This window comes from Pseudomonas fungipugnans, assembly GCF_029955235.1.
GTDB classification, from domain to species: Bacteria; Pseudomonadota; Gammaproteobacteria; order Pseudomonadales; family Pseudomonadaceae; genus Aquipseudomonas; species Aquipseudomonas fungipugnans.
Map to the genome: position 1 here is coordinate 99,662 of NZ_JARBWL010000001.1, position 24,342 is coordinate 124,003.

Annotated in this window: 18 protein-coding genes; 4 read left to right on the forward strand and 14 right to left on the reverse strand. The window is 61.0% G+C overall.

Annotated features, from left to right (window positions below; translation table 11 throughout):
• Position 1 precedes the first annotated feature (1 nt).
• From glgX to POF45_RS00585, 11 genes are all read right to left on the reverse strand, one after another.
• Complete coding sequence (glgX, locus tag POF45_RS00535) at positions 2-2,161, reverse strand: glycogen debranching protein GlgX (RefSeq protein ID WP_259494345.1); 2,160 nt, start codon at positions 2,159-2,161, stop codon at positions 2-4.
• A gap of 243 nt (positions 2,162-2,404) precedes the next feature.
• On the reverse strand, positions 2,405-2,725 hold the full coding sequence (locus tag POF45_RS00540; protein WP_259494344.1) for a DUF2934 domain-containing protein: 321 nt from the start codon (positions 2,723-2,725) through the stop codon (positions 2,405-2,407).
• 21 nt (positions 2,726-2,746) lie between these two features.
• Positions 2,747-5,548, reverse strand: a complete 2,802-nt coding sequence (locus POF45_RS00545; protein WP_282314749.1) for a malto-oligosyltrehalose synthase — start codon at positions 5,546-5,548, stop codon at positions 2,747-2,749.
• Positions 5,545-7,623, reverse strand: a complete 2,079-nt coding sequence (malQ, locus tag POF45_RS00550; RefSeq protein ID WP_282314751.1) for a 4-alpha-glucanotransferase — start codon at positions 7,621-7,623, stop codon at positions 5,545-5,547. Before malQ ends, POF45_RS00545 begins: the two co-directional genes overlap by 4 nt.
• Positions 7,620-9,413 (reverse strand): malto-oligosyltrehalose trehalohydrolase, encoded by a 1,794-nt coding sequence (gene treZ / locus POF45_RS00555; RefSeq protein WP_259494340.1) that lies wholly within the window; start codon positions 9,411-9,413, stop codon positions 7,620-7,622. Before treZ ends, malQ begins: the two co-directional genes overlap by 4 nt.
• 16 nt (positions 9,414-9,429) lie before the next feature.
• Positions 9,430-11,016 carry a glycogen synthase GlgA gene (glgA, locus tag POF45_RS00560; protein ID WP_259494339.1) on the reverse strand — a complete coding sequence of 529 codons (1,587 nt, stop codon included), beginning with the start codon at positions 11,014-11,016 and terminating at the stop codon, positions 9,430-9,432.
• 578 nt (positions 11,017-11,594) lie between these two features.
• Positions 11,595-12,548 (reverse strand): D-2-hydroxyacid dehydrogenase family protein, encoded by a 954-nt coding sequence (locus tag POF45_RS00565; RefSeq protein WP_259494338.1) that lies wholly within the window; start codon positions 12,546-12,548, stop codon positions 11,595-11,597.
• 13 nt (positions 12,549-12,561) lie between these two features.
• Positions 12,562-13,587, reverse strand: a complete 1,026-nt coding sequence (locus tag POF45_RS00570; protein WP_282314752.1) for an alpha/beta fold hydrolase — start codon at positions 13,585-13,587, stop codon at positions 12,562-12,564.
• Positions 13,588-13,671: 84 nt separating this feature from the next.
• On the reverse strand, positions 13,672-14,106 hold the full coding sequence (locus POF45_RS00575) for a YqaA family protein (RefSeq protein ID WP_259494335.1): 435 nt from the start codon (positions 14,104-14,106) through the stop codon (positions 13,672-13,674).
• A complete protein-coding gene (locus POF45_RS00580) occupies positions 14,106-14,552 on the reverse strand; it encodes a DUF411 domain-containing protein (RefSeq protein ID WP_282314753.1) in 447 nt (148 codons plus the stop codon). The genes POF45_RS00575 and POF45_RS00580 overlap by 1 nt, the downstream gene beginning before the upstream one ends.
• 140 nt (positions 14,553-14,692) lie before the next feature.
• The gene (locus tag POF45_RS00585; RefSeq protein WP_259494332.1) at positions 14,693-16,684 is read right to left on the reverse strand and encodes a methyl-accepting chemotaxis protein; all 1,992 of its coding nucleotides are present in this window, start codon (positions 16,682-16,684) and stop codon (positions 14,693-14,695) included.
• A gap of 417 nt (positions 16,685-17,101) precedes the next feature.
• On the opposite strand from POF45_RS00585, the gene POF45_RS00590 reads away from it, so the two are divergent.
• Positions 17,102-17,617, forward strand: coding sequence for a hypothetical protein (locus tag POF45_RS00590; protein WP_259494330.1), 516 nt, complete (start codon positions 17,102-17,104; stop codon positions 17,615-17,617).
• A gap of 48 nt (positions 17,618-17,665) precedes the next feature.
• On the opposite strand, the gene POF45_RS00595 is transcribed toward POF45_RS00590, so the two are convergent.
• Entirely contained in the window at positions 17,666-18,661 is a 996-nt protein-coding gene (locus POF45_RS00595; protein WP_259494329.1) for an aldo/keto reductase, read from the reverse strand.
• 119 nt (positions 18,662-18,780) lie between these two features.
• On the opposite strand from POF45_RS00595, the gene POF45_RS00600 reads away from it, so the two are divergent.
• Both POF45_RS00600 and POF45_RS00605 read left to right on the forward strand, forming a co-directional pair.
• On the forward strand, positions 18,781-19,704 hold the full coding sequence (locus POF45_RS00600) for a LysR family transcriptional regulator (protein WP_282314755.1): 924 nt from the start codon (positions 18,781-18,783) through the stop codon (positions 19,702-19,704).
• 297 nt (positions 19,705-20,001) lie between these two features.
• The gene (locus tag POF45_RS00605) at positions 20,002-20,190 is read left to right on the forward strand and encodes a hypothetical protein (RefSeq protein WP_259494327.1); all 189 of its coding nucleotides are present in this window, start codon (positions 20,002-20,004) and stop codon (positions 20,188-20,190) included.
• Here the strand turns inward: POF45_RS00605 and POF45_RS00610 are convergent.
• Positions 20,180-20,584, reverse strand: coding sequence for a fe2+ zn2+ uptake regulation protein (locus tag POF45_RS00610; protein ID WP_259494326.1), 405 nt, complete (start codon positions 20,582-20,584; stop codon positions 20,180-20,182). The two genes, POF45_RS00605 and POF45_RS00610, sit on opposite strands and share 11 nt — an antisense overlap.
• A gap of 304 nt (positions 20,585-20,888) precedes the next feature.
• On the opposite strand from POF45_RS00610, the gene pvdQ reads away from it, so the two are divergent.
• Positions 20,889-23,225 (forward strand): bifunctional acylase PvdQ, encoded by a 2,337-nt coding sequence (gene pvdQ, locus POF45_RS00615; protein WP_282314756.1) that lies wholly within the window; start codon positions 20,889-20,891, stop codon positions 23,223-23,225.
• A 54-nt stretch (positions 23,226-23,279) separates the two neighbouring features.
• Here the strand turns inward: pvdQ and POF45_RS00620 are convergent, their stop codons facing one another.
• Positions 23,280-24,299, reverse strand: a complete 1,020-nt coding sequence (locus POF45_RS00620; RefSeq protein ID WP_282314757.1) for a FecR family protein — start codon at positions 24,297-24,299, stop codon at positions 23,280-23,282.
• Between the last annotated feature and the right edge of the window lie 43 nt (positions 24,300-24,342).

Genomic DNA, 24,342 nt, shown 5'->3' on the forward strand with positions numbered 1-24,342 from the left:
TTCACTCTTCTTCCTCGTGCTGAAGTTCGAACAGCAGCAGCGAGCGGCCGGTGACTGAATATTCATGGCCGAACTCGAAGCGCTCCTGACCACGGATAGACGGCTGATTGGTGTCGATCATGCAGGTCCAGAAACCGCCGTCGGGCACTTCCGGCAAGGTGAAATTGACGATGTCGTGGTGCGCGTTGACCACCAGCAGCAACGTCGCATCACCGCCCTTGCGGCGAATGCCGGTTTCCTGTGCACGGCCATCGAGCAGCATGCCCAGGCAACGGCCATGGCTGTCTTCCCATTGCTCGATGGACATCTCGTTGCCGTCCGGCGCCAGCCAGGTGACGTCCTTGACGCCGATATCCTCGTTGTAATTGCCCACCAGGAAACGCCCGCGGCGCAGGATCGGATAGGTCAGGCGCAGCTTGATCAGGCGTTTGACGAACTTGAGCAAGGCCTTGCCGTCGCTGCTCAGGTCCCAGTTGACCCAGCCGATGTCGCTGTCCTGGCAATAGGCGTTGTTGTTGCCGTCCTGGGTGCGGGCGAACTCGTCGCCGGCCACCAGCATCGGCGTGCCTTGGGACAGCAACAGCGTGGCGAAGAAATTACGCATCTGCCGCTGACGCAGCGCGTTGATGTCCGGGTCATCGGTCGGGCCTTCGACGCCGTGGTTCCAGGACAGGTTGTTGTTGCTGCCGTCCTGGTTGTTTTCGTCGTTGGCTTCGTTGTGTTTGTCGTTGTACGACACCAGGTCGTTGAGGGTGAAACCGTCGTGGGCGGTGATGAAATTCACCGATGAATACGGCCGCCGTCCGCGCTGGTTGAACATCTCGCCGGAGGCGGTCATGCGGCTGGCAAAGTCGGCCAGTTGCCCGTCGTCGCCCTTCCAGAAGGCGCGCACGGTGTCGCGGAACTTGTCGTTCCACTCGACCCAGCCCGGCGGGAACTTGCCGACCTGGTAACCGCCGGGGCCGCAGTCCCAAGGCTCGGCGATCATCTTCACCTGACGCAATACCGGGTCCTGGCGGCAGGCCACGAGGAAGCTGTGGCGCTCATCAAAACCGTCGTGATAACGGCCAAGGATGGTCGCCAGGTCGAAGCGGAAACCGTCCACGTGCATTTCCGTGGCCCAGTAGCGCAAGGAGTCGGTGACCATTTGCAGCACGCACGGGTGACTCAGGTCCAGCGTGTTGCCGGTGCCGGAATCGTTGATGTAGAAGCGTTTGTCGTCAGGCATCAAACGGTAGTACGAGGCATTGTCGATGCCGCGCATCGACAGCGTCGGGCCTTGCTCGTTGCCCTCGGCGGTGTGGTTGTAGACCACGTCGAGGATCACTTCCAGATTGGCCTCGTGCAGGTGCGCGACCATCTCCTTGAATTCGGCGATCTTGCCGCTGGCCAGATAGCGCGGGTCCGGGGCGAAGAAGGCGATGCTGTTATAGCCCCAGTAGTTGGTCATGCCTTTGTGCAGCAGGTGCTGGTCGTTGACGAACGCGTGGATCGGCAGCAGTTCCACGGTCGAGACGCCGAGCTTGCGGATGTGTTCCAGCACGTCATCGACCATCAACCCGGCGAAGGTGCCACGCACGTTCTCGGGGACGGAGGGGTGACGCATGCTGATGCCACGGACATGGGTCTCATAAATGATGGTCTTGTCCCACGGCACACTGACGCGATGGTCGTGGCCCCAGGTGTGGGCCGGGTCGATCACCTTGCATTTGGGTACGAAGGGCGCACTGTCACGTTCATCGAAACTGAGGTCGGCGTCTGGATGGCCGATGGTGTAGCCGAACAGCGCCTCCGACCATTTGAGTTCGCCCACCAGTTGTTTGGCATAGGGGTCGATCAGCAGTTTGTTGTGGTTGAAGCGATGACCATTTTCCGGGTCGTACGGACCATAGACACGGTAGCCATAGATCAGCCCCGGATGGGCGTCTGGCAGGTAGCCATGGTAGATCTCGTCGGTGTATTCGGGCAGTTCGATGCGCTCCAGTTCCACTTCGCCGGCGTCGTCGAAAATGCACAGTTCGACCTTGGTGGCGTTGGCGGAGAACAGCGCGAAGTTGACCCCCAGGCCATCCCAGGTGGCGCCCAGCGGAAAGGGCAAGCCTTCCCGGATTCGCGAAGCCTCGGCATGAGGTTCTGGCGCGGATTTTTTTGGACTGGTCATAGATGCTCCTGCAAATGGGGGACGATTACGGGTAATACGTGGTATTGCACTACCCCTGTGGGAGCGGGCTTGCTCGCCAATACGGTGTATCAGTCAACATCCATGCTGAATGTCAGTCCGTCTTCGCGAACAAGCCCGCTCCCACAAGGGGAACTGCGGCGTGTGGCCTTTTTTGCGGGCGAACGAGCCCCGCAGTGGCGAGCGGACTCGCCACGGGTTCAATCAGGACAATTCAGTAAGGCGTCAGGACGCTGGTGGCTTGCGTGCCGCTCGCGGTTTCTTCTCGGCGCCTTTTTCACCGGGCGGCACCACGGTTGAGGCAGCGGCCGGCTTGGCTTTTGGCTTGGCTTTGCTGTCTACCGCCTTGGCGTCGGCCTTGCCGGCGGGCGCCTTGGTCGCCGCTTTGCTGCCAGCGGCCTTGGGCGATTTGCTTGGCGCCAGGGCTTCGGCTTCGGCCAGTTTGCGCGCCATTTCCCAGTGACGGTCTTCGTGGCCCTCGGGTTTGCCTTCTGATTCCCAGATCTGATAGGCGAACTCGCGAATGCGTTTATCGTCGGTACTCATCGCAATACTCCTGAACTGAACTCATGCTTGTGTTGAGAGTTGGATAAAGACATTGACCGGGAAATCCCCAAGCGCGGTGCTGATGTTCAGCTCCCTGTTTTTTGTGACTGCAACGCTTGAAAAAAGTCCCTTCCAATTTTCTTCAGAGGGCCTGAACGGTAATACCAGTCGCGTATCGCCCCATGCCAGCGCATCAATCTGCGGTCGGGCACTGTTTTCCAGCAGGGCGGCGCATCGGATCGGTATGACAATCACCGCCCGCTTTCCCTCGTGCTGTCGAACAAAGGCGAGCACCCGATGCGCCTGACTGCCCAGCACTTGAAGCGGTTGATAGGTGCCATGGCGAAACAGCTCGGCGTGTTCGGTGCGCAGGTTCAGCACCTGGGCGATCAGGCTTTGTTTGATTCGCCCGTCGTGCCAGTTGTGCAGCAGCGCAGGCAAGTCCAGCGGCGCCTGCAAGGTCTGCTGCCGAAGGCGGTAATCCACTGGCCGGCGGTTGTCAGGGTCCACCAGGGAAAAATCCCAGAACTCGTTGCCCTGATACAGATCCGGCACACCTGGCACGGTCATTCGCAGCAAGGTTTGCGCCAGGCCATTGAGTGCGCCGGGGGTGGCGATGGCTTCAACCGCCTGGCTCAACGCCGCGCGCAGCAATTCGCCTTCGGGGCTTAGCAACAGCCGCTGGACGAATGCCTCGGTGGCCTTTTCATACGCCTCGTTCGGTGCACTCCAGCTGCTTTGCAGCTTGGCTTCGCGCAGGGCTTTGCGTTGCCATTGCCACAGGCGTTTGGCGTAGTGCTCAAGCGAAGGCTGATCGTCACTGCGCAGCCCGAGCGGCCAGCTGCCGAGGATCGCCTGATACAGGATCAACTCATCGCCAGCCGAGGGCATCTGCTCATCGTCGCGCAGCGGCTGGGCAAGGGCTCGCCAGTTCGCAACCTGCTCGGCATACCAACCGCTGCGCTCGCTCAGTACCGCCAGGCGTGCGCGGGTGTCTTCGCCGCGTTTGTGGTCGTGGGTGGCGGTGGCCAGCAGATTGTTGGGGAATTCGTCGAGGCGGTTGGCGCAGGCGGCGTGAAAGTCCGCCACCGGAGCGCTGAACTGCTCGGTGCTGAAGCCCACGTCATTGCGCGACAGCACTACCGCCGAGCGATAGAACGCGGTGTCTTCCACGGCTTTGGCGGCGGCAGGTGACGTCAGTTGCTGAAAACGCACGCAGGCATGCTTGAGGATCTTGCGCTGGCGGCCCTTGACCGGACGTTTGCGCCAGGGCTCGCCACCCAGCCAGTTGGCCAGGCAGTCGAGTACCGGCCAGTCGGCTTCGCCCAACGTCTGCCGTGCACCGTTCATGGCCTGCTGGAAAAACACGTCGTCAGCGGCTGAACGGCCCAGCGGGCTGATGTAGGTGCGGTACACCGGGAAATGCACGATCAGTTCCTGCAACGCCCGGCGAATCGCGCCCAGGGTCAGGTCGCGGGTCATCAGGTCATCCCGGGCCACTTGCAGCAGGGCCTGGGCGACGCTTTCGAAGTCCCCGGCGAGCGAGCCATTGAGGATTTGCTGGCGTGCCAGTTGTGCTTCCTGCATGAACCCGGCAGGCCGCTCGCTGTATTGATTCCACAGTTGAGCGAGGGTGTCGGCTCCGTCGGGATCGTGTTGCAGCAGCGACACCTGGTTCATGAATTCATAACCGGTGGTGCCATCCACCGACCAGTCGCGGTGCAGGGTTTCGCCTTCGCCGAGGATTTTCTCGACGTAGATCGGCAGGTGCCGTTGCGGTGACAGGCTGTCGACTCGGCGCCGTAGTTTGCGGCAGTAACCACGCGGGTCGGCGAGGCCGTCGATGTGATCGACGCGCAGCCCGTCCACCAGGCCCTCGGCAATCAGCGCGAAGATTTTCGCGTGGGTTGCCTCGAACACTGCGGGGCGTTCCACCCGCAGGCCGCCGAGCTCGTTGACATCGAAAAATCGCCGCCAGTTGATGTCGTCCCCGGCAGTGCGCCAGCTGGCCAGGCGATAACTCTGACGTTCCAGCAGGTTGTGCAGGTTGTTGAAACCGTCCGCGGTCAGCGAGTCGTAGGCGCCGAGATTGTGTTGAATGACGCGAAGCAGCGACGGATCGGTCGCCAGGTTGCGCAATTCTTCTTGCAGCGGCACTGCCAGGCTGTGGGCATCGGACTGGTAGCTCAGTTGCGTGAAGCGATCGGCGAGGAATTTGAGCTGTTCGGTCTTTTCGGCGTTCAGTTCAGCATCGGGTTTGAGCAGTTCGCCATAGTGGGCGGGGCAAATCGGAAAGTGATGGTCGTAATGCTCGACGTAGAAGGCACCGCGCCGGGCGTCGAACCGCAGAGGCAAGGTGCCTTCCTGCAAGGCGACGCCGTAGTCACTGCCCAGAAATGGCAGCAGTAACTGACCTTCCATCAACGGGTCGGGGGAGTGCCACTGAATGTCGAAGAACTCGCCATACGGGCTCAGGCGGCCCCATTGCAGCAAGTCCAGCCACCATGGATTGTCATTGCCGCCGACGGCCATGTGGTTGGAAACGATGTCGAGGATCATCCCCATCTGCTCGGCGCGCAACGCCTGCACCAGCCGGCGCAAGGCCGCTTCGCCGCCCAGTTCCGGGTTGACCGTGGTCGGGTCCACCACGTCGTAGCCGTGCATGGAGCCGGCGCGGGCGGCCAGCAGCGGTGAGGCGTAGACGTGGCTGATGCCCAGTTGAGCGAAATACGGCACCAGCGGCACCGCATCGTCGAGGGTAAAGCCTTTATGAAATTGCAGCCGCAGTGTCGCCCGCAACGGTTGGATGAGCGCCTGATTCATCGGTCACGCTCGGCTGCCTGGAGTCGCGCGCAGGCGAGCAGTTCCAGACGCCGTGCGGCGTCCGGGTCATTGAGCAGCGCTTCGCTGTAGCCCGGCAGGCGCCGGGACCAGTTGGGGTGCGTGTCGGTGGTACCGGGCAGGTTCGCCTGCTCGTCGATACCGAGCGCATCTTCCAATGGCAGCAGCACCAGTGGCGCGCGGGTATGGCCGAGGAAGCGCACGCTGGCGTCCAGCACTTGATCGGCTTCATGAGACTCTTCGCGGAAATTCTGCGGGTCCTGGCTGAGCGCTCGACGCAGGCCTTCGCGCTCGCGTTCGCGGTGATGGCGCCATTCGATCTCGCCCTGGGCATCGGTCCGGCCGAGGCGGGCATTCCAGTCGATGTCACGCCCGTGCCACCAGCCATTGAGGGTTGGCAGATCGTGGGTGCTGGTGGTCGCCAAGGCGTTGTCCGGCCAGTCGAGGATTGGCTTGAAATGGCTGTTGTCCTGTTCGAACAACAATATGCGCATGCCGAGGATCGAGCGGGCAATGAGCTTTTCCTGCAGGCCGTCGGGCACGGTGCCGAGGTCTTCGCCGAGAACGATCGCCTGATGGCGGTGCGATTCAAGGGTCAGCAGGCGCAGCAGGTCGTCCACCGGGTAATACAGGTAGGCGCCATCGCTCGGTGGCGAATCGTTAGGGATCACCCACAGCCGTTGCAGGCCCATGACGTGATCGATGCGCAGACCGCCTGCATGGGCGAAATTGGCCCGCAGCATTTCAATAAAGGCGCGAAAGCCGTTGCGCACCAGCCCTTCAGGGGAGAACGCGGAGATCCCCCAGCCCTGGCCAGAGCGGTTGAGGATGTCGGGTGGTGCGCCGACGGTGAGCGAGGCGAGCAATTCGTCCTGCCGGCTCCAGGCCTGGCTGCCGCCGCCGTCGGCACCTACCGCGAGGTCAGCGATCAGGCCGATGCCCATGCCGGCGCTTTTGGCGGTGGCTTGGGCGCGTTCAAGGCAACGGGTGATCAGCCATTGGCAGAAGGCGAAATAACCGATGCGCCCGGCATTTTCTTCGGCGAACCCCGCCAGTTCGGCGCTGCGCGGATCGCGCCAGTGTTCGGGCCAGTGGCGCCAGTCCGGGTCTTCGCCACGGGCCACGCGGGTTTCTTGAATCGCTTCGAATCGGCAGTGGTTTTCCAGCGCTTCACCGCCGGCATGGCGATAGCTGCTGAAGTCTTCGTGCAACGGGTGTTCGCCCTGGACGAAGCCTTCGTACAGCGCTTCCAGTACACGGTACTTGGCTTGCGCCGCCACCGGCCAGTCGATCAGGGGCAAGGCTTCCAAATGTTTGAGTTCATCGGCCAGACCGGTGGCGTCAATGGCCGTGCGTAGCGCGCGCTCGCCGAGAATCGCACCCGGCGCGGCGTACAGGCTGTTCAGGAACAAACGGCTGGACGGTGAATAAGGGCTGTAGCGCTGGGTGTCGCTGCTGAACATGGCGTGCAGCGGGCTGATCGCCAACGCATCGGCACCGCGTTCACCGGCCACCCGGGCCAGATCTTCCAGGGCCTGGGTGTCGCCGAAACCGCCATCGCCTTTGCGGCGCAGGGCGTATAACTGCACGCTCAGGCCCCAGTTGCGCGGGATCGGGCTGTCGACGGCATCGCCGACGCTGAAGCAGCGTTCGGGGGCCACGGCCAGGGTGAAGCTCTGGCTGTCGATGCTGACGTGCTGGTATCCGACTGGAATCAACCCCGGCAAAATCGCCTCGGCGTCGAGTTTCAGGTTGAGGCGCGAACCATCTTCGAGGTGAATTTCACAGGGGGTTTCGGGGGCGAAATAGCGCGCCAGGTCGACGCCCGTACCGACGTCGGCGGTGATCAGGGGCGGCAGGAATCGCGTGTGTTGTACCTGTTGCAGTTGCAGCAGGCTGGCGTCGATTTCCTGAGCGCTGCTGGCCGGATGGCCAAGGCCGGTCAGGACGGCGCGCAGTACCGCCGGGGCGACTTTTTGCGGGCGGCCGTTGGCGTCGATCCAGTCGACGGCAAGACCTGCTCGGCTGGCCAGTATTTCCAGTTGAGCATCGCTCATAGGCGCTCTCCATTGACAGGGTGCAAAGGGGTTGCAGGCGTGAGACTGACGAGCACGCAATACGGGGCGAGGACGCCCTGGGTCAACAGTTCAGGCTGCGGCGGTTGGGCGAACAACAGGGTGGCGCCGGCCTGTGGATGGTGGACCACGGGCGTGCCGCTGAGGTTCAGGTCAATGCGCAGCTCGCTGCCATCGCCCATGCGCCAATGCGCGCTGATGGCCCCGAAGCCAAGTACTTCGGTGCCCTGCGTCTCGGTACCGGGCAGGCGTGGAACGATTTCCCGCCGCCGAATCTGCAACAGCTGCCGATAGAAATCGTGCATGGCCGAATGCGCATTGCCGGTCAGCAGTGGCCGGGAAGCCTCGAAGGTCTGAAGGTCATTGGGATCGGGAATCTGCTCGCGTTTGTGCGGGTCGGCGAAGGCGCTGAACCCGGCGAATTCGTTGCGTCGACCTTCGCGCACCAGTCCCGCCAGTTCGCCATGGTGACTGGTGAAGAACTGGAACGGTTGCTCGGCGGCGAACTCATCGCCCATGAACAGCAGCGGGATCATCGGTGACAGCAGCAACAGTGCGGTAGCCGCTTTCAGGGCGTCGGGCGGGGTCAGTTGGTGCAGGCGTTCGCCGAGTGCGCGATTGCCGATCTGATCGTGGTTTTGCAGAAACAGGATGAAGGCGCTGGGCGGCAAATGCCCGCTCGGCTCACCGCGGGGCGTGCCATCGAGGGTGAAGTGACCCTGGAACACAAAGCCCTGGTTCAGGCAGCGCGCAAGCTGTTCGGTGGGACGCTCGGCGTATTCGGCGTAATAGGCGTCGGTTTCTCCGGTCAGCAACACGTGCAGGGCGTTGTGGCCGTCGTCGTTCCACTGCGCGTCAAAGCCCTGCTCCAGCAGAGTGGCCTCATTGTGTTCGTTCTCCACGGTCAGCCAGACATGGCGTGCCGGTTCTGTTTCCTGGCGCACCCGCAGCGCCAGCTCCTGGAGAAAATTAGGGTCTTCGATGGCATGCACCGCGTCCAGGCGCAGACCGTCGAAGCGGTATTCCAGTAACCACATCAGCGCGTTGTCGATGAAAAATTCCCGCACTTCGCGCTGCCGGAAATCGATAGCGGCGCCCCAGGGCGTGTGTTTGTCTTCGCGGAAAAACCCTTTGGCATAGCGATGCAGGTAGTTGCCGTCTGGACCGAAGTGGTTGTAGACCACGTCCAGAATCACTGCCAGACCATGGCCGTGGGCGGTGTCGATCAGGTGTTTGAGTTGTTCGGGCGTGCCATAGGACGACTGCGGCGCGTAGGGCAGGACCCCGTCATAGCCCCAGTTGCGCTCGCCGGGGAACTGCGCCAGGGGCATCAATTCGATGGCGGTAATGCCCAGTTCGGCGAGGCGCGCCAGGTGCTGTTCAACGGCAGCAAAACCGCCGAGTACACCCACATGCAGTTCGTAGATGACCGCTTCGGTCCAGGGCCGCCCCGGCCAGTCATTGTGTTGCCATTGATAGGCGAGGGGATCGACCACCACGCTGTGGCTGCCGATGTCACCCGCCTGAGCCCGTGAGGCCGGGTCAGGCACTTGCAGTTCGCCATCGATGTTGTAGCGGTAGCGGGTGCCCGCCGGACAGCGGGTGTTGAGCACGAACCAGCCATTGGCCTGTGGCAGCAACGGCAAGGATTGTTCATCTTCCAGTTCTACACTGACGTCAAACGCATCTGGCGCCCACAAGGCAAAACGCGTGTGTTCTGCGTCCAGCATGATTGCGCCGTGGGGCCAGGTTTCAAGGGTCCGTAACGGCATCGTTGAAAGCCTCTATTTACTGTTTGCCCGATTTGCCCAGGGCTTTGCCCACCAGTTGTTCATACAGTTCGGCGTAGGGCTCGACCGCCTTGCACCAGTTGAACGGCGCGGCCATGGCCCGGCAACGCATGGCGTTGAGCAGGTCAGGGAAGGCGAACACCTTGAAGGCGCGGCTGAGGGCTTCGCGGTAGCTTTCGACCGTGGATTCGTCGAACAGGAACCCGGTGACGCCATTTTCTATGGTGTCGGCCAGGCCACCGGTGTTGCGCGCCACCGGCAACGAGCCGAAGCGCTGGGCGTACATCTGGCTCAGGCCGCAGGGTTCGTAACGCGAAGGCATCAGCAGGAAATCGCTGCCGGCAAACATGCGCCGGGCGTCGGTTTCATTGAAGCCGATGCGCACCCCCACTTGCCCCGGAAAGCGCAGGGCCAGCTCGCGCATCGCCTGTTCTTCTTCCGGCTCGCCACGGCCGATGATCGCAATCTGGCCGCCGTTGGCGACGATGTACTCGCTCACCGCTTCGGTCAGGTCCAGGCCTTTCTGGTAGACGAGACGCGAAACCACGGCAAACAGCGGGCCCTTGGAATCCTTGAGGCCGAACAATTCACGGACGTGGGCGGCGTTCACCGCTTTACCCTCCCAGTCGCCGATGGCGAAGGGACGGAACAGGTGCGGGTCGGTAGCGGCGTCCCAGCTTTCGTCGATGCCGTTGGGAATCCCGCTGAGCAAGCCCTGCTGGGTCTTGGCGGCGAGAAAACCGTCGAGGCCGCAGCCGAAGTCCGGGGTGGTGATTTCCTGGGCGTAGGTGGCGCTGACCGTGGTGATGTGGCTCGAATAGGCCATGCCGGCCTTGAGGAACGACATCTTGCCGTAGAACTCCATGCCTTCCTGTTGCAGTGCATGCATCGGGATGCCCAGTTCCGGGCAGGAGCCGAGGCTGGTCACGCCTTGATAGGCCAGGTTGTGGATGGTGAAGAGGGTCGGGGTGCGTTGCCCGCGCCAGTGCATGTAAGCGGGGGCCAGGCCGGCGGGCCAGTCATGGGCGTGCACCAGGTCCGGGCACCAGTGAATCTGCGCAAGGTTGGCGGCGATATCGGCCGCTGCCAGGCCCAGACGGGCGAAGCGAATGTGGTTGTCCGGCCAGTCGCGACCGTTGTTGGCGCCGTAGGGCGAGCCTTCGCGCTCGTACAGTTCGGGGCAGATCAACACATAGATGACCAGGCCGTCAGGCATGTCCATGCGCCCGATCTTGCACGGCGGCAGTGCGGCGTGGCCACCCAGTTCGCCAATGATGTGGATCGGGTTTTCGCTGTTGAGCACTTGCGGGTAGCCGGGAATCAGCACCCGCACGTCATGCAGATGCGCCATTGCGCGTGGCAATGCGGCGGAAACGTCCCCCAGGCCGCCGGTCTTGACCAGGTCGGCTATTTCCGAGGTGACAAACAATACTTTCTTCTTGTTGGGATTCTGACTGGCAACCGGTGCCAGCGTCCTGGTGCCCGGCACAATGACCGGTTGCACGTTCGGGACACCTGCGGCGCTCGATTCGCCGACCTGCTGATGAGCACGTTCTCCCTGAATATCTAAAGCCGCACTGACCATGTGGATCTCCCGTTTTATTGATCTGATTCCAGCCCTGACACCCGTGTCCGCTAACCTGGTGTGCGTGGCCAATTCCTGTGGCCGGACGCAAACGCGCCGCGCGAAGGGGGGCAACCGCTGCCCAACGCGCTGTAGCAGACTGGGTGGAAGGGCCGTTGCAAAGATTGCACCAGTGGCAACAGCCCTACCTTTAACCTGACCCGTGGCCGAGACCAAAAGTTTCGAGTTTTTTTCAACCGGATGACTGACCGGTTTTACCCCGCGAAAATCAGTCTAGGCCAGAACCTAGAGCGGGGAAGGCCAAGTGGCGAAATTGTTCGACAATCGGTTTCTAGAGGTTACGAGCGAACGTCATCGATGGGGAAACGCACCGACGAAGGGCAGGATTATTTTTTGGAGTGGGTCAAAACGGGACTTGGGAGTCACAGGAAAGTGCGTGGGGGTGTGGCGCGGGTGCACTGCTATGGTGCGCATGGTTTGATGGATGTGCTGATGCAGAGGGCCTCATCGCGGGCAAGCCCGGCTCCCACAGGTCCCTGTGGGAGCCGGGCTTGCCCGCGAAGAACGATAATTCGGTATCAGCCCAGAATCCGTACCGGCGTCCCCGCCGCCCAGCTTTGGATATCCTCGATCATCTGCGAAAAGAACTGCTCATAGTTCTGCCGGCTCACGTACCCCACATGCGGTGTGGCCAGCACATTCTCCAGCGTCCTGAACGGGTGCTGCGCCGGCAGCGGCTCGTGCTCGAACACATCAAGCGCTGCACCTGCCAGGCGGTTTTTCTGTAATGCCTTGATCAGCGCCGCTTCATCGACAATCGGCCCGCGTGCGGTGTTGACCAGCAGTGCGGTCGGTTTCATCCAGCTCAAGGCCTGTGCATCCACCAGCCCGCGGGAGCGGTCACTGAGTACCAGATGCACCGACAGCACATCAGCCTGTTCAAACAATTGTTGCTTGCTGACATAGGTGACGCCCGATTCAGCCGCGCGTTCAGCCGTCAGATTCTCGCTCCAGGCAATCACCCGCATGCCGAACACCTGACCGAACTGCGCCACCCGTTTGCCAATGCTGCCCAGCCCGAGAATCGCCAGGGTCTTGCCGTGCAGATCACCACCCAGCCCTTGCTGCCACTTGTCGGCACGCAGGGCATTGGCCTCGTTCACCAGATCGCGGGTAGCGGCCATGATCAGTGCCCAGGTCAATTCGGGGGCCGCGTGCTTGTAGCTGTCGGTGCCGCACACCTGAATGCCCAGCTTTGCGGTGGCCTTGAGGTCCAGTGCGGCATTGCGCATGCCGCCGGTCACCAGCAATTTCAGTTTCGGCAAACGGCGCAGCAGGTCTTCGTCGAAGCGTGTACGTTCGCGCATCACGCAGATCACCTCGTATGCGGCCAGACGTTTGGCCAGGGTGTCGTTGTCTGCCGGGAAGTCATGCACAAAACTCACCTCGCCGATGCTGTCCAGTACCGTCCAGTCCACCACCCCGCGCGCCACATCCTGCCAGTCATCGATTACCGCGATCTGCACTGCCATCAGCCTTACCTCATCAACGTACGGGGTTGGACTTGCTCAGCCAGGCAAGCAGGGCCTGGTGAAATTTTGCCGGTTCTTCCATTTGCGGTGCGTGGCCCAGACCCGGGAACTCCACCAGAGTGGACTGCGGGATCGGTTTCGCCACGGCTTTGCCGAGCACTTCATAGTGGCCGATTTTCGCCTTCACCGCTGGCGGTGCGAGGTCCTTGCCGATGGCGGTGGTGTCGGCCGTGCCAATCAGCAAGAGCGTCGGCATTTTCAGGTCCTTGAACTCGTAGTACACCGGCTGGGTGAAGATCATGTCGTAGATCAGCGCCGAGTTCCACGCTACCTGTTTCTTGCCGGGTCCGTTGTTCAGGCCCGCGAGCATGGTCACCCAGCGTTCGAATTCCGGCTTCCATTGGCCTGCGTAATAGGTGCTGCGCTCGTATTCGCGGATGTTGTCGGCGGTGACTTTCAGCTCTCGTTCGTTCCATTGATCGACGGTGCGATACGGCACGCCAAGGGCTTTCCAGTCTTCCAGGCCAATGGGATTGACCAGCGCCAGTTGCTCGACCTGCTCCGGGTATTGCAGTGCGTAGCGGGTGGCGAGCATGCCGCCCGTGGAGTGACCGACCAGGGTGGCCTTCTGGATGCCCAGCGCCTTGAGCAACTGCTGGGTGTTGGTCGCCAGTTGCTGGAAGCTGTATTGATAGTTGTCCGGTTTGCTGGAGGTGCAGAAGCCGATCTGGTCGGGTGCGATGACCCGGTAGCCGGCTTCGCTCAGCGCCTTGATCGAGGTGTCCCAGGTGGCGCCGCAAAAGTTCTTGCCGTGCATCAGCACCACGCTGCGACCGTTGGCCTTGCCATGCGCGGCGACGTCCATGTAACCCATCTGCAAGGCCTTGCCCTGGGACTGGAAGTTGAAGTGCTTGACTGTGTACGGGTAGTCGAAACCTTGCAGTTCAGGGCCGTACTGCGGGCCATCGGCGTAAGCTGCAACGGGTAGCGCAGCGGCGAGCAAAACACCGGGCAACCAGCGGGAGAGGGCGGGGGACATGGGCAACTCCATTGGAAATCCGCCGATCCTGGATCGGCATCATTAGGGCGACATTAATGACAGGCAATCGGCGCAGCGCATCGTTCAACCCATCCAGCCAAGGGTCGCCACGGCGAGTACGCCATAGCGCACGCTTTTGGCCAAGGTCACCAGCAGCAGGAAACGCCAGAGCGGTTCGCGCATGACACCCGCCACCAAGGTTAGAGGATCCCCAATGATTGGCACCCAACTCAGTAGTAACGACCAATGTCCGAAGCGTTGATAACGGCACCGGGCTTTTTCCAGAAGCGCGGGGCTGACCGGAAACCAGCGGCGTTCACGAAACCGTTCGATGCCACGCCCCAGCCACCAGTTCAGCACCGATCCCAGGACATTGCCAAACGTCGCCACCGTCAGCAGTGTCCAGAGCCAATAGCGGTCGCTGAGCAACAGCGCGACCAGCACCGTTTCTGATTGCAACGGCAAGAGCGTCGCGGCACCGAATGCCGCAAAAAATAGCCCGATGTACGCGCCGGACATCAGTGGGCCGGGTATTGCGCCACCACCACGTCCGTGCCGATCTTGCTCAGGCCGATCACCTGATAAGCATCGCTCATACCGTCCATTTCCATGCCGGGCGAGCCCATGGGCATGCCGGGCGCGGCGATACCCAGCAGGTCGTCACGTTTGTTCAACGCCAGAATCTGTTCGGCCGGCACATGGCCTTCAACGAATTTGCCGTTGATCAGCGCCGTGTGGCAGGACGCCAGGCGCGGCGGTACGCCGTGCAGCTGCTTGAACTGGCTCATGTCCGCTTCGATGTGATCTTCGACCTTGAAGCCATTGGCCTCCAAGTGGCTGATCCACTTTTTGCAACAGCCGCAGTTGGCGTCGCGATGGACTTCGATGGGGATCAGGTCGGCGGCTTGGGCGAGGGAGGACATAAACAGGGCGCTCAGGGCGAGCAGACGCAGGTGGGTTCGCATGGTGGGGCTCGAATTGGGGGTGGTCAAAAAACGTATTTTGACCACTTTAGCCAATAAGGCGGAGGGGGAGTGTTTCTAATTGATGCAGGAGCACCGCTGGCTGTGGCGAGGGAGCAAGCTCGCTCGCCACAGCCAGGGTATCAACGAACCTTGAACCGCCCCATGATCGCGCTCACACGGCTGTTGGCTTCCAGCAGTTGCCGGGTGTTCAGCTCGCTGGCTTGACCACTCTGCACCAGCTCATCAACCATGTGCCGGATCTGCACCATGCTGCGGTTGATCTCTTCGGTCACGGCGCTTTGCTGTTCGGCAGCGGTGGCGATCTGGGTACTCAGGCTGTTGATGTGGCTGACCGAACCGGCCATTTCATCCAGCCCGGAGTTGACTCGGGCGGTGGCGTCGGCGGCGGACTGGCAACTGGCCTGGGTGTTTTCCATGGCGCTGACCGACGAACTCACGCCTTGGGTCAGGCGCGCCAGCATCTCGTTGATTTCCGAAGTGCTGGCCTGGGTGCGGGCGGCGAGGGCACGAACTTCGTCGGCCACCACGGCAAAACCTCGACCCTGTTCGCCGGCTCGGGCCGCTTCGATGGCAGCGTTCAAGGCCAGCAGATTGGTCTGACCGGCAATGGCGCCGATCACGCCGAGAATCTCGGTGATGCGCTGCGCATCCTGCTGCATGCTCCCGACTTTATGGGTCGCGCTGGCCACTTCACCGATCAATGCCACAACGCTGCTGGACGCTTCGCCGACGACGATCCGCGAACGGTCGGCGTTTTCATTGGCTCGCTGGGTGAACGCGGCCGTTTCCGCTGCGTTCTGCGCCACGCTTTCGGCGGTGGAACTCATCTCGGTGATGGCGGTAACGGTCTGATCGGTTTCCGAGGCGTGACGCACCAGGATCTGACTGGTGTGGGCCGAGGTGCGTTGCAGGGTGTCGAGGCCGGAGGCCATGGCGCCAGTGGCCTGGGTGACTTCGCCAATCATGTTTTGCAGGTAGGCGATGAAGGTGTTCACTGAGTGGCCGATGGCGCCCAGTTCGTCTTCGGCGCGAATGGTGATGCGTTTGGTCAGGTCCGCGTCACCTGCGGACAGCGCGTCGATGTTGGTCTTGAGCGCTTTCATGCGGTGGATCAACTGGCGAATGGCGTAGACCTGCAACAGCACCAGCAGGATCACCATCGGAATTTGCAGCAGGCTCAGGGTGCTCAGTACATCGTCACGCTGGGCAGTGATCAGTTTGGTCGGCAGGGCGGTGGCGAGGAACCACGGCGAGCCTTCGATCGGGCGCATGAAGAAGGTGCTGGCTTCGCCGTTGTTGTCGAACTCGACTCGTTGCGCCTGATCGCGATTTTGCAGGCCGGCCTTGACCTGACTGGCGAACGGCGAGTTGCCGGCCAGTTCACTGATGTTTTTCAGCACGATCGGGCCGCTGATGCGCGAGCTGTTGCTGATGATCTTGCCGTCGGCTTCGACGATCAGCATTTCGGCGCCGAGGTCTTTTTCCTTGCGGGCGATCAGGTCGTTGAAGAAACCCAGCGTCACGTCGATGGTCGAGACGCCATAGGCGGCGCCGTTCTTCTGGATGGCCATGGCGCAGTTGGTGCGTGGCTCGGCGCTGGCGTCATCTTTATAGGCTGCGGCCCAGGCACACTGGCCGCGAGGGGTCTGCATGCCGCCCTTGTACCAGCTCTGGTCGTAGTAGTTGGGCGCAGCGTCGCTGTTCCAGAAGGTGTTGACCGCCAGGTTGCCCGAGGCATCGCGGTGCCAGAAAGTGCTGAACTTGTTGCGACCGGCTTCACGCTGGCCGGGCAGCGGCCAGATCCCGCCGCCGAAGACTTTCAGCTCGCCGTACTGATCCACTAGACCGGGCAGGACCGTGTCGATGGCGGCGCTGTCGAGCAGGGGGATGGTCTGGGTGATGCTGCGCTGTTGCGCCTGCACCTTGTTCAGTTCGCCCTGAATCTGCTCGGCGACTTCGGCAATGCGGTTGAGCGCCACCTGTTCTTCGGTGTGGCGCAGCTTGGGTGCGACCAACTGGCTGATGCCCACGACCGTCAACACCGACAGCAGCAGGATAAACAGGACCAGAAACAGCGTGTAGCGAGCCTGAATGGTACGGAATGCGGGCATGGGACCGGTCCTTGTGCTGCGTTTTTATTGTTGAGGGCGGGTTCTGAACTTGGTGGGATCAAATTTGTATCGGCTTGTAACGTCGCAGCTTGAGGTACGAACGTACAACAAAGCGGTGAACGCAAGGCGGGTTTTGCGAGGAATTCATGTCGCAACTGATACAAAGTCTCAGTCGCGGGGCATTTGAAACGCCAGCACGTTGCTCGTCACTGTGTTCAGGTGTCATGGAAGCCAATGAAACAAGGCACTTGATGGTTTGTATCTTAAATGTACGAAAATTGTAAAAACAGGAAATAATAATTGGTCATCGGGCGGACGCTGCCGATACTTCCCAGTATCAATCTCGTTCAAACAAGGATTTTTTATGTTCCGGCTCCAAGGACATTCAGGTTTCGTCTCGCTGGCGGGGAAACGCTCATGACTATTGGTCTGGTCGGCAACTGGTCTGCCAAGACGGGGCTGCTGGTTCGTCAGGGTTCGCCCAACGCCAAGCCTATTACCCAGAGCGTCAAGGCCCGGCAAATATTGGCGCAGGTGGGCAACGATCCGCTGGTGCTGAACCGGAAAAAAATGGATTCCATGCAGATGTTCAAGCAGATCAAGGGATTCAATCCGGAAAGCGTCACGGCCAAGCAGTTGGGCAACATGAGTACCTACCTGCTGCAGAAAGGCATCATCAGTGATGTGACTGCGCTGACGCTGCATAACGCTGGCGACAAGTTCGACAAGTTCGGCGTGCCGTCCGATCCAGACGCGAAATTCAACGCCCTGGAGTACTTTGCCGTGCAACTGGACACGATCCAGACCAACAATCTGAAGGGTAACAAGTACGCCAATTACCTGGTGCCTGAGTTCAAGAAAGCGATCTACGTGCTGCAAAACCTCAAGACCTATGGCGAGAGCAACGGCTCGACGGTCAAGAAGAAAGACTGACGATTGTTGGCGACCCGCTCATTTGATTGAGCGGGCGCGCACGTCCAGTCAGCGATCCAGCAGTTGCATCACCGCTTCCGGATACCGCAACCCGGCTGTGGCATTGGCGGGAAAGATTGCCTCCAGTGCCTGCAACTCCTCGGCGCTCAGTTTTACCTCGAGTGCCGCGACATTTTCCTCCAGGTATTTGCGTTGCTTGGTGCCCGGAATCGGGATCAGGTAGTCGCCCTGCGCCAGCACCCAGGCCAGCGCCAGTTGCCCGGCAGTGACACCCTTGTCAGCGGCCAGCGCCTGCACTTGCTGCACCAGCAGCAGATTCTTCGCGAAATTTTCCCCTTGAAAACGTGGGCTGAAGCGCCGGTAATCGTCGGCGGCAAAATCGTCCGGGCTTTTCAGCGCGCCGGTCAAAAAGCCACGGCCCAGCGGGCTATAGGGGACGAACGCGATGCCCAGGCGCCGACAGGCCGCCAGGCAGCCGTTGTCTTCCTGGTCGCGACTCCATAACGAGTACTCGCTTTGCAGCGCGCTGATCGGATGAACCTTGTTCGCGCGTTCCAGGGTGGCGGCTGATGCTTCGCTCAAACCCAGGTAACGCACCTTGCCAGCGGCAACCAGTTCGGCCATGGCGCCAACGGTTTCCTCGATGGCGACTTGCGGGTCGATCCGGTGCTGGTAATACAAGTCCAGGGTGTCCACGCCAAGGCGTTTGAGCGTGCCGTCGATGGCCTGGCGAATGTAGTCGGGACGGCCGTTGACACCACGCGATTCAGGATTGGCCGGGTCGCGAACGATGCCGAATTTGCTGGCCAGAAACACCTGGTCGCGTTTGCCGACGATGGCTTTGCCGATCAGTTCTTCGTTGGTATGCGGGCCATACATGTCGGCGGTGTCGAGCAGGTTGATGCCCAACTCCAATGCCCGGTGCAAGGTGGCAGTCGCTTCTCGGGTGTCGGTGCCGGTGGTGTAGAAATCGGTCATGCCCATGCAGCCCAAACCGATGGCCGAAACCTGTGGACCGTTCTTGCCCAATTGACGTGTTTGCATGACTTCAGCTCCCTGGAAATGTGAACCGCCATTGTTGATCTCGACACAAACCAGATAAACCGGCTAAATCCACTATCACTATTCGTATTATCTGAATAATCGACAGGCAGGCCGAAGCCATGGACCGTTTTAATGCCATGCGGGTGTTCACCCGGATCGTCGAGTTGGGGGGCTTTGCCAAAGCGGCGGACAGCCTGCAATTGCCCCGCGCCTCGGTGACGGTGCTGATCAAGCAACTGGAGGCGCACCTGGGCGTGCAATTGCTGCAACGCACCACTCGCCACATCAGCCTGACCCTCGACGGTGCGGCCTATTACCCGCGATGCGTGCGTCTGCTGGCGGATCTGGAGGAGACTGAAGCGGTGTTTTCTGCCGCCCGGCACAACCCAAAAGGTTTGTTGCGCGTGGACATGCCGGCAGCGGTGGGGCGCTTGATCGTGATTCCGGCGTTGCCGCAGTTCACCGCACGCTTTCCGTTGATCGAACTAGAAATCGGTCTGAATGACCGGCCCGTGGACCTGATCCGTGAGGGGGTCGATTGTGTGCTGCGCGGTGGTCTGGCGCTGGATGATTCGTTGGTGGCACGGCCGCTGGTGATGATGGATCAAGTGACCTGCGCCAGCCCGGATTACTTGCAGCGGCACGGGACTCCCACAGGTCTGGATGATCTGGCGGGGCATCAGGTGATCGAATATTTCTCCAGCAGTGGCAAGCGCTACGGGCTGGAGTTTGTCGTCGAGGGGCAGGTGCGGTCGCAGGCGTTGCCCAAGCAAGTGTCGGTCAACAGTGCCGATGGTTATCTGGCGGCGTGTGAGGCGGGATACGGCCTGGTGCAGACCCCGTATTACCACGTGGCCCGGCAGTTGAAGGAGGGGCGTTTATGCGAAGTGCTCAAGCAGGTGCCGCCACCGGGGTTGCCGTTGACGGCCCTTTACCCGCCACACCGCCAGTTGTCCCGGCGGGTGAGGGTGTTTGTCGATTGGTTGGTGGAGTTGTGCCGGCAGCCCGGTAATGACTTCTATCGAAAAGATTCAGGCTGCTGAGTGGGTATCAACGACGTTCCTCATAATGCCCGCCATCATAGTGACGGTCACCATGCCAGCCGCCTCCATGGGGGAAAAACAGACAGCCGCTCAGTGAAAGCAGGGCGATAAGGGGAATCAACAGGGCGATTCGACGGAGCATTTCAAAATCCTCATGGTTACGTCGCAATGAAGCTAAAACTCTTCATCGTCTGTAACATGAGACTCCGGTTGCTGCCCTTCATCCCCGTTCGAAGGTAGAGGCTTGGCATGCAAGCGGATACAAAGCAGATACATTCAAAGGTTCAGGAACCCGTAATGACCCAGTCGCAACGTTTGAAATACTCGATTCTGATTTCCCTGGTAGTGCTGGGGACCATGTTTGGCCTTTCGTATCTGCAAAACGCAGGGATCATCAGCGAAAAGCTGTTCCAGTACATCGCCATCGGCGTGGCAGTCATCGTGGTCGTGATCAACGGTGTGATGCGGCGCAAGGTCAAGCCTTGAACGAGGCCGTCGCGCCGGGTTCATTGTGCAAAATGGCGACAGCCTGTGGATGCAGGCTGTAGCTTTTATCCGCGTTGAGCGTGATCACGCCCTCGCTGGACAAACGCTTGAGCACTTCCCGCACGCTGAGGAAGGACAAGGGAATGTTCAGGTCCAGCAACTGGCTGTGCAGGCCGCGCACCCCCAGGCTGCGATCGCTTTCCGCGGCCGTCAGCAAGGCATCGATGACCTTCAGGCGAATCAGGCTGGTACGCAGGCCGAAGCTCTTGAGCAACAGCCTGATGCGTTCATTGCTGTGGCGTTCAACGGTGTGTTCGAAAACTCCGGCGTCGGGCGCTCTGGAAACACCCGTTGGCGCATCGCTACCGTCCGTTGGCAGTCGTGAGTTGTACATGCAAAAACTCCTTTTCAGAGCCGGATCAGGAAAAGTGATGGCGCTCTCCAACAATAAGACGAACGACCTGAACAAATCATGAATACTTTAATGTGGAAAATTTGTCGCAACCCTGTGAGCGCGGTGTGATTCGCCTGCGCAAAAAAACTCGCGTCCGTTAAATTTCCTCATGCCTTTTTCGTTCCTAAGGCCAGGCACATTCCGTGAAGTGCGCAGTGTGTGTTTCCAGGTCGGGTGTGGTGTGGCTGTGTTGCCTTCCCGCCGCGCCCCCCACCTGGCAATCGTCTTATGATCAGGAGCGAGTGTGATTATTTCCAGGCAGTTAACCAGGCTAAGCCTTGCGGGTGTGTTGCTGGGCTTGAGCGTTGCGGCGAACGCTCGCAGTGAACCTTCGTCGGCAGCGGTGGATATTCGCCGTACCGGTTTCGGTGTGCCGCACATTCGTGCCGAAAACGAGCGCGGCCTCGGTTACGGTATCGGTTATGCCTATGCCCAGGACAATCTGTGCCTGCTGGCCAATGAGATCGTCACGGTCAATGGCGAGCGTTCGCGCTATTTCGGCCCGGAGCAGTTTACGGTCGAGCAGCGCGCCAACCTCGCCAGCGATCTGTTCTTCAACTGGCTGAACACGCCTCAGGCGGTTGGCGTTTTCCTGCAGGCGCAGACCCCGCAGGTGCGCGACTTGATCGACGGCTACGTCGCTGGCTACAACCGCTCGCTGGCGCAACGTCAGGCCACGGGCCTGCCAGCACAATGTGCAGGTGACTGGGTTCGGCCGATTGCGGCGCAGGACCTGGTAAAACTGACGCGGCGCCTGCTGGTAGAAGGCGGGGTCGGGCAGTTCGCCGAGGCCCTGGTCGGCGCCACGCCACCGGCAGCCGTTACCCGGCGTGCGGATGATGCACAGGTCTTCCAGGTCGCCGACGGACGTCAGCAACGTTTCGCCCTGGACCGCGGCAGCAATGCGGTGGCAATTGGCAGCGAGCGTTCGTTCAACGGGCGCGGGATGCTGCTGGCCAACCCGCATTTTCCGTGGGTCGGCGGCATGCGTTTTTACCAGATGCACCTGACCATCCCCGGCAAGCTGGATGTGATGGGGGCCGCATTGCCTGGCCTGCCGATGATCAACATCGGGTTCAACCAGCATGTGGCCTGGACGCACACCGTCGACTCGTCAAAACACTTCACGCTGTATCGCCTGCAACTCGATCCAAAGGATTCGACGCGTTACCTGCTCGACGGCAAGTCGCTGCCTCTGGATAAACAGACCCTGACCGTCAACGTCAAACAAGCGGATGGCCAGGTCAAGCCGGTTTCCCATGTGATCTACAGTTCGCGTTTCGGCCCGATCGTGCAGTGGCCTGGCAAGCTGGACTGGAACAATCAGTTCGCTTACAGCCTGCGCGATGCCAACCAGGAGAATGACCGGGTTCTGCAGCAGTGGTACGCGATGAACCAGGCGTCCAGTCTCAAGCAATTGCAGGATTCGGTGCACACGATCCAGGGCATTCCATGGGTCAACACATTGGCCACCGACGATCAGGGTCAGACGCTGTACATGAACCTGTCGGTGGTGCCGAACGTCAATGCCGAGAAACTCGCCAAGTGCAGCGATCCACGCGCCGGTTTGCAGATGATCGTGCTCGATGGCGCCCACAGTGCCTGTGCCTGGGACATCGACCCCAAGGCTGCGCAAAAAGGCATTTATGCGTCGGATCAGCTTCCGCAATTGTTGCGCAAGGATTTTGTGCAGCACTCCAACGATTCGGCGTGGCTGGCCAACCCGGCGCAACCGCTGACCGGGTTCTCGCCATTGATCAGCCAGGACGGCCAGCCACTGGGGCTGCGTTCGCGTTTCGCCCTGGAGCGTCTGGGCGCGCTGGCCAAGGCCGGCCCGGTGGCGGCGGCTGATCTGCAACAGATGGTGATGGATGATCAGGTGTATCAGGCCGCGCAAGTGATGCCCGATCTGCTGCAATGGTGCAGTGCCGATGCGGGTGCCGATGCCGCCACCCTTGCACCGGTATGTGCCAGCCTGAAGACCTGGGATGGCCATGCGAATCTGGACAGCGGTCTGGGCTTTGTGCACTTCCAGAATGTCATGCAGTCGCTGCAGCAGTTGCCTGATCTCTGGCGAGTAGCGTTTGACCCGGCAGATGCGCAGCACACACCACGCGGTCTGGCGTTGGATCGGCCGTCGGTGAATGCCGCCATTGGCCAGGCATTGCTGGCGTCTGTTGAGCAGGTCAACAAGCTTGGGCTCAAGGCCGATAGTCATTGGGGTGACATTCAGGTGGTCAGCAGTGGCGGGCAGCAAACACCGATCCATGGTGGGCCGGGCACGCTGGGCATTTACAACGCCATTCAGAGCGAGCCGCGCACCGACGGCAAACGCGAGGTGGTCAGTGGCACCAGTTACTTGCAAATCGTGACATTCGATGAGAAAGGCCCGCAAGCGCGCGGAGTGCTGGCGTTTTCCTTGTCCAGCGATCCGGCGTCGAAATACGCCAGCGATCAGACTCAGGCGTTTTCGCGCAAGGAGTTGAGTGTGTTGCCGTTCACCGAGCAGCAGATCCAGGCCGATCCGCAGTATCAGGTGCAGACGATTCGCGAGTCAGAGGCAAAAGTGGCAGCGCAGTAAGCTGTTAGCAACAGGCACAGACCATGAAGGCCGCTCCCGCAAGGGACGCGGCCTTCAGCTTTTTGGTGGTTGCAGGGGCATTGAGTTGATGACCGGGTTGCCATCCTGATTGCGCGTCAGGTAAACCGGCAGCACTCGTGGCAGGGACGTCACCAGATTCTTCACCTGCCGGGTGTCGTACACACCGCCGATGCGAATGGCGGCGGTGTTGCTGTCGGCCAGCATCACCGGCGCGCTCAGGTAGCGATTGATCAGGGGCAGGGCATCGCTGAGCGGCAGGTCATCAAGTACCAGCTTGCCGGTGCGCCAGGCCAGGGCGCTGTCGTTGGCGCTGGTCTGACTGACCTGAGGCGCGAAGTCGCCCTGTCGGTAGCTGGCCTGCATGCCCGGTCGCAGGTACGAAACGTTGTGCGTCAGGTCGCCCTGGCTGGTCACTTGCACCGAGCCTTCGATCAGGTTGACGCGCACCTTGTCTTCATACATCCAGACGTTGAACCGGGTGCCGGTCACACGGATCCTGCCTTCGGCCGCCTTGACGGTGAAGGGTTGGGTGATGTCGTGCCTGACCGTGAAGAACGCTTCGCCCTTTTTCAGCGTGACGCGGCGTTCATCCCTGTAATGGGTGTAGGTCAGTTCGCTGCCCAGATTGAGCTCCACCAAAGTACCGTCATTGAGGGTGACCTGGCGCAGGTTGTCAGTGGCTTCGAAGTGCTGATAAGCGTTGGGTACCCAACCCAGATTCCAGCCGGTGTAGGCGGCCAGCGGCAGCGCCAGGGCACACGTCGCGGCTACGACCCCGAGCGTGCGCCATGAGCGTGGATACTTGCCTGGTGTCCCAACCGAGGGGGGCGGTGCAGGCGCAGGTGATTGCGGGTGTGGCAGATCACCTGCAACGTCCCAGATCTCCAGCATGGCTTCGTACTCGAACGCGTGCAGCGGATGAGCGTCATGCCACTGCTGGAATGCCTGGCGCTCTTCGCCCGTGCAATCGCTGGCGTGCAGGCGCATGCACCAGTGCGCGGCGGCATCGGTGATCGCGTCGTATTCGGCTTCCGATAGAGTGTGTTCAGTCATTGACTCATCCTGATTTCCTGCATTCTAACCCCGAGGGCCAGGG

Bases quoted from the DNA above. Each gene is read 5' to 3' on its own strand.
- treZ (WP_259494340.1), bottom strand. From the start codon at position 9,413: ATGCCGTTACGGACCCTTGAAACCTGGCCCCACGGCGCAATCATGCTG.
- POF45_RS00580 (WP_282314753.1), bottom strand. From the start codon at position 14,552: ATGCGAACCCACCTGCGTCTGCTCGCCCTGAGCGCCCTGTTTATGTCC.
- glgA (WP_259494339.1), bottom strand. From the start codon at position 11,016: ATGGTCAGTGCGGCTTTAGATATTCAGGGAGAACGTGCTCATCAGCAG.
- POF45_RS00600 (WP_282314755.1), top strand. From the start codon at position 18,781: ATGGACCGTTTTAATGCCATGCGGGTGTTCACCCGGATCGTCGAGTTG.
- POF45_RS00565 (WP_259494338.1), bottom strand. From the start codon at position 12,548: ATGGCAGTGCAGATCGCGGTAATCGATGACTGGCAGGATGTGGCGCGC.
- POF45_RS00610 (WP_259494326.1), bottom strand. From the start codon at position 20,584: ATGTACAACTCACGACTGCCAACGGACGGTAGCGATGCGCCAACGGGT.
- POF45_RS00570 (WP_282314752.1), bottom strand. From the start codon at position 13,587: ATGTCCCCCGCCCTCTCCCGCTGGTTGCCCGGTGTTTTGCTCGCCGCT.
- POF45_RS00540 (WP_259494344.1), bottom strand. From the start codon at position 2,725: ATGAGTACCGACGATAAACGCATTCGCGAGTTCGCCTATCAGATCTGG.
- POF45_RS00585 (WP_259494332.1), bottom strand. From the start codon at position 16,684: ATGCCCGCATTCCGTACCATTCAGGCTCGCTACACGCTGTTTCTGGTC.
- POF45_RS00575 (WP_259494335.1), bottom strand. From the start codon at position 14,106: ATGTCCGGCGCGTACATCGGGCTATTTTTTGCGGCATTCGGTGCCGCG.
- POF45_RS00545 (WP_282314749.1), bottom strand. From the start codon at position 5,548: ATGAATCAGGCGCTCATCCAACCGTTGCGGGCGACACTGCGGCTGCAA.
- POF45_RS00595 (WP_259494329.1), bottom strand. From the start codon at position 18,661: ATGCAAACACGTCAATTGGGCAAGAACGGTCCACAGGTTTCGGCCATC.
- malQ (WP_282314751.1), bottom strand. From the start codon at position 7,623: ATGAGCGATGCTCAACTGGAAATACTGGCCAGCCGAGCAGGTCTTGCC.
- POF45_RS00605 (WP_259494327.1), top strand. From the start codon at position 20,002: ATGACCCAGTCGCAACGTTTGAAATACTCGATTCTGATTTCCCTGGTA.
- POF45_RS00620 (WP_282314757.1), bottom strand. From the start codon at position 24,299: ATGACTGAACACACTCTATCGGAAGCCGAATACGACGCGATCACCGAT.
- glgX (WP_259494345.1), bottom strand. From the start codon at position 2,161: ATGACCAGTCCAAAAAAATCCGCGCCAGAACCTCATGCCGAGGCTTCG.
- POF45_RS00590 (WP_259494330.1), top strand. From the start codon at position 17,102: ATGACTATTGGTCTGGTCGGCAACTGGTCTGCCAAGACGGGGCTGCTG.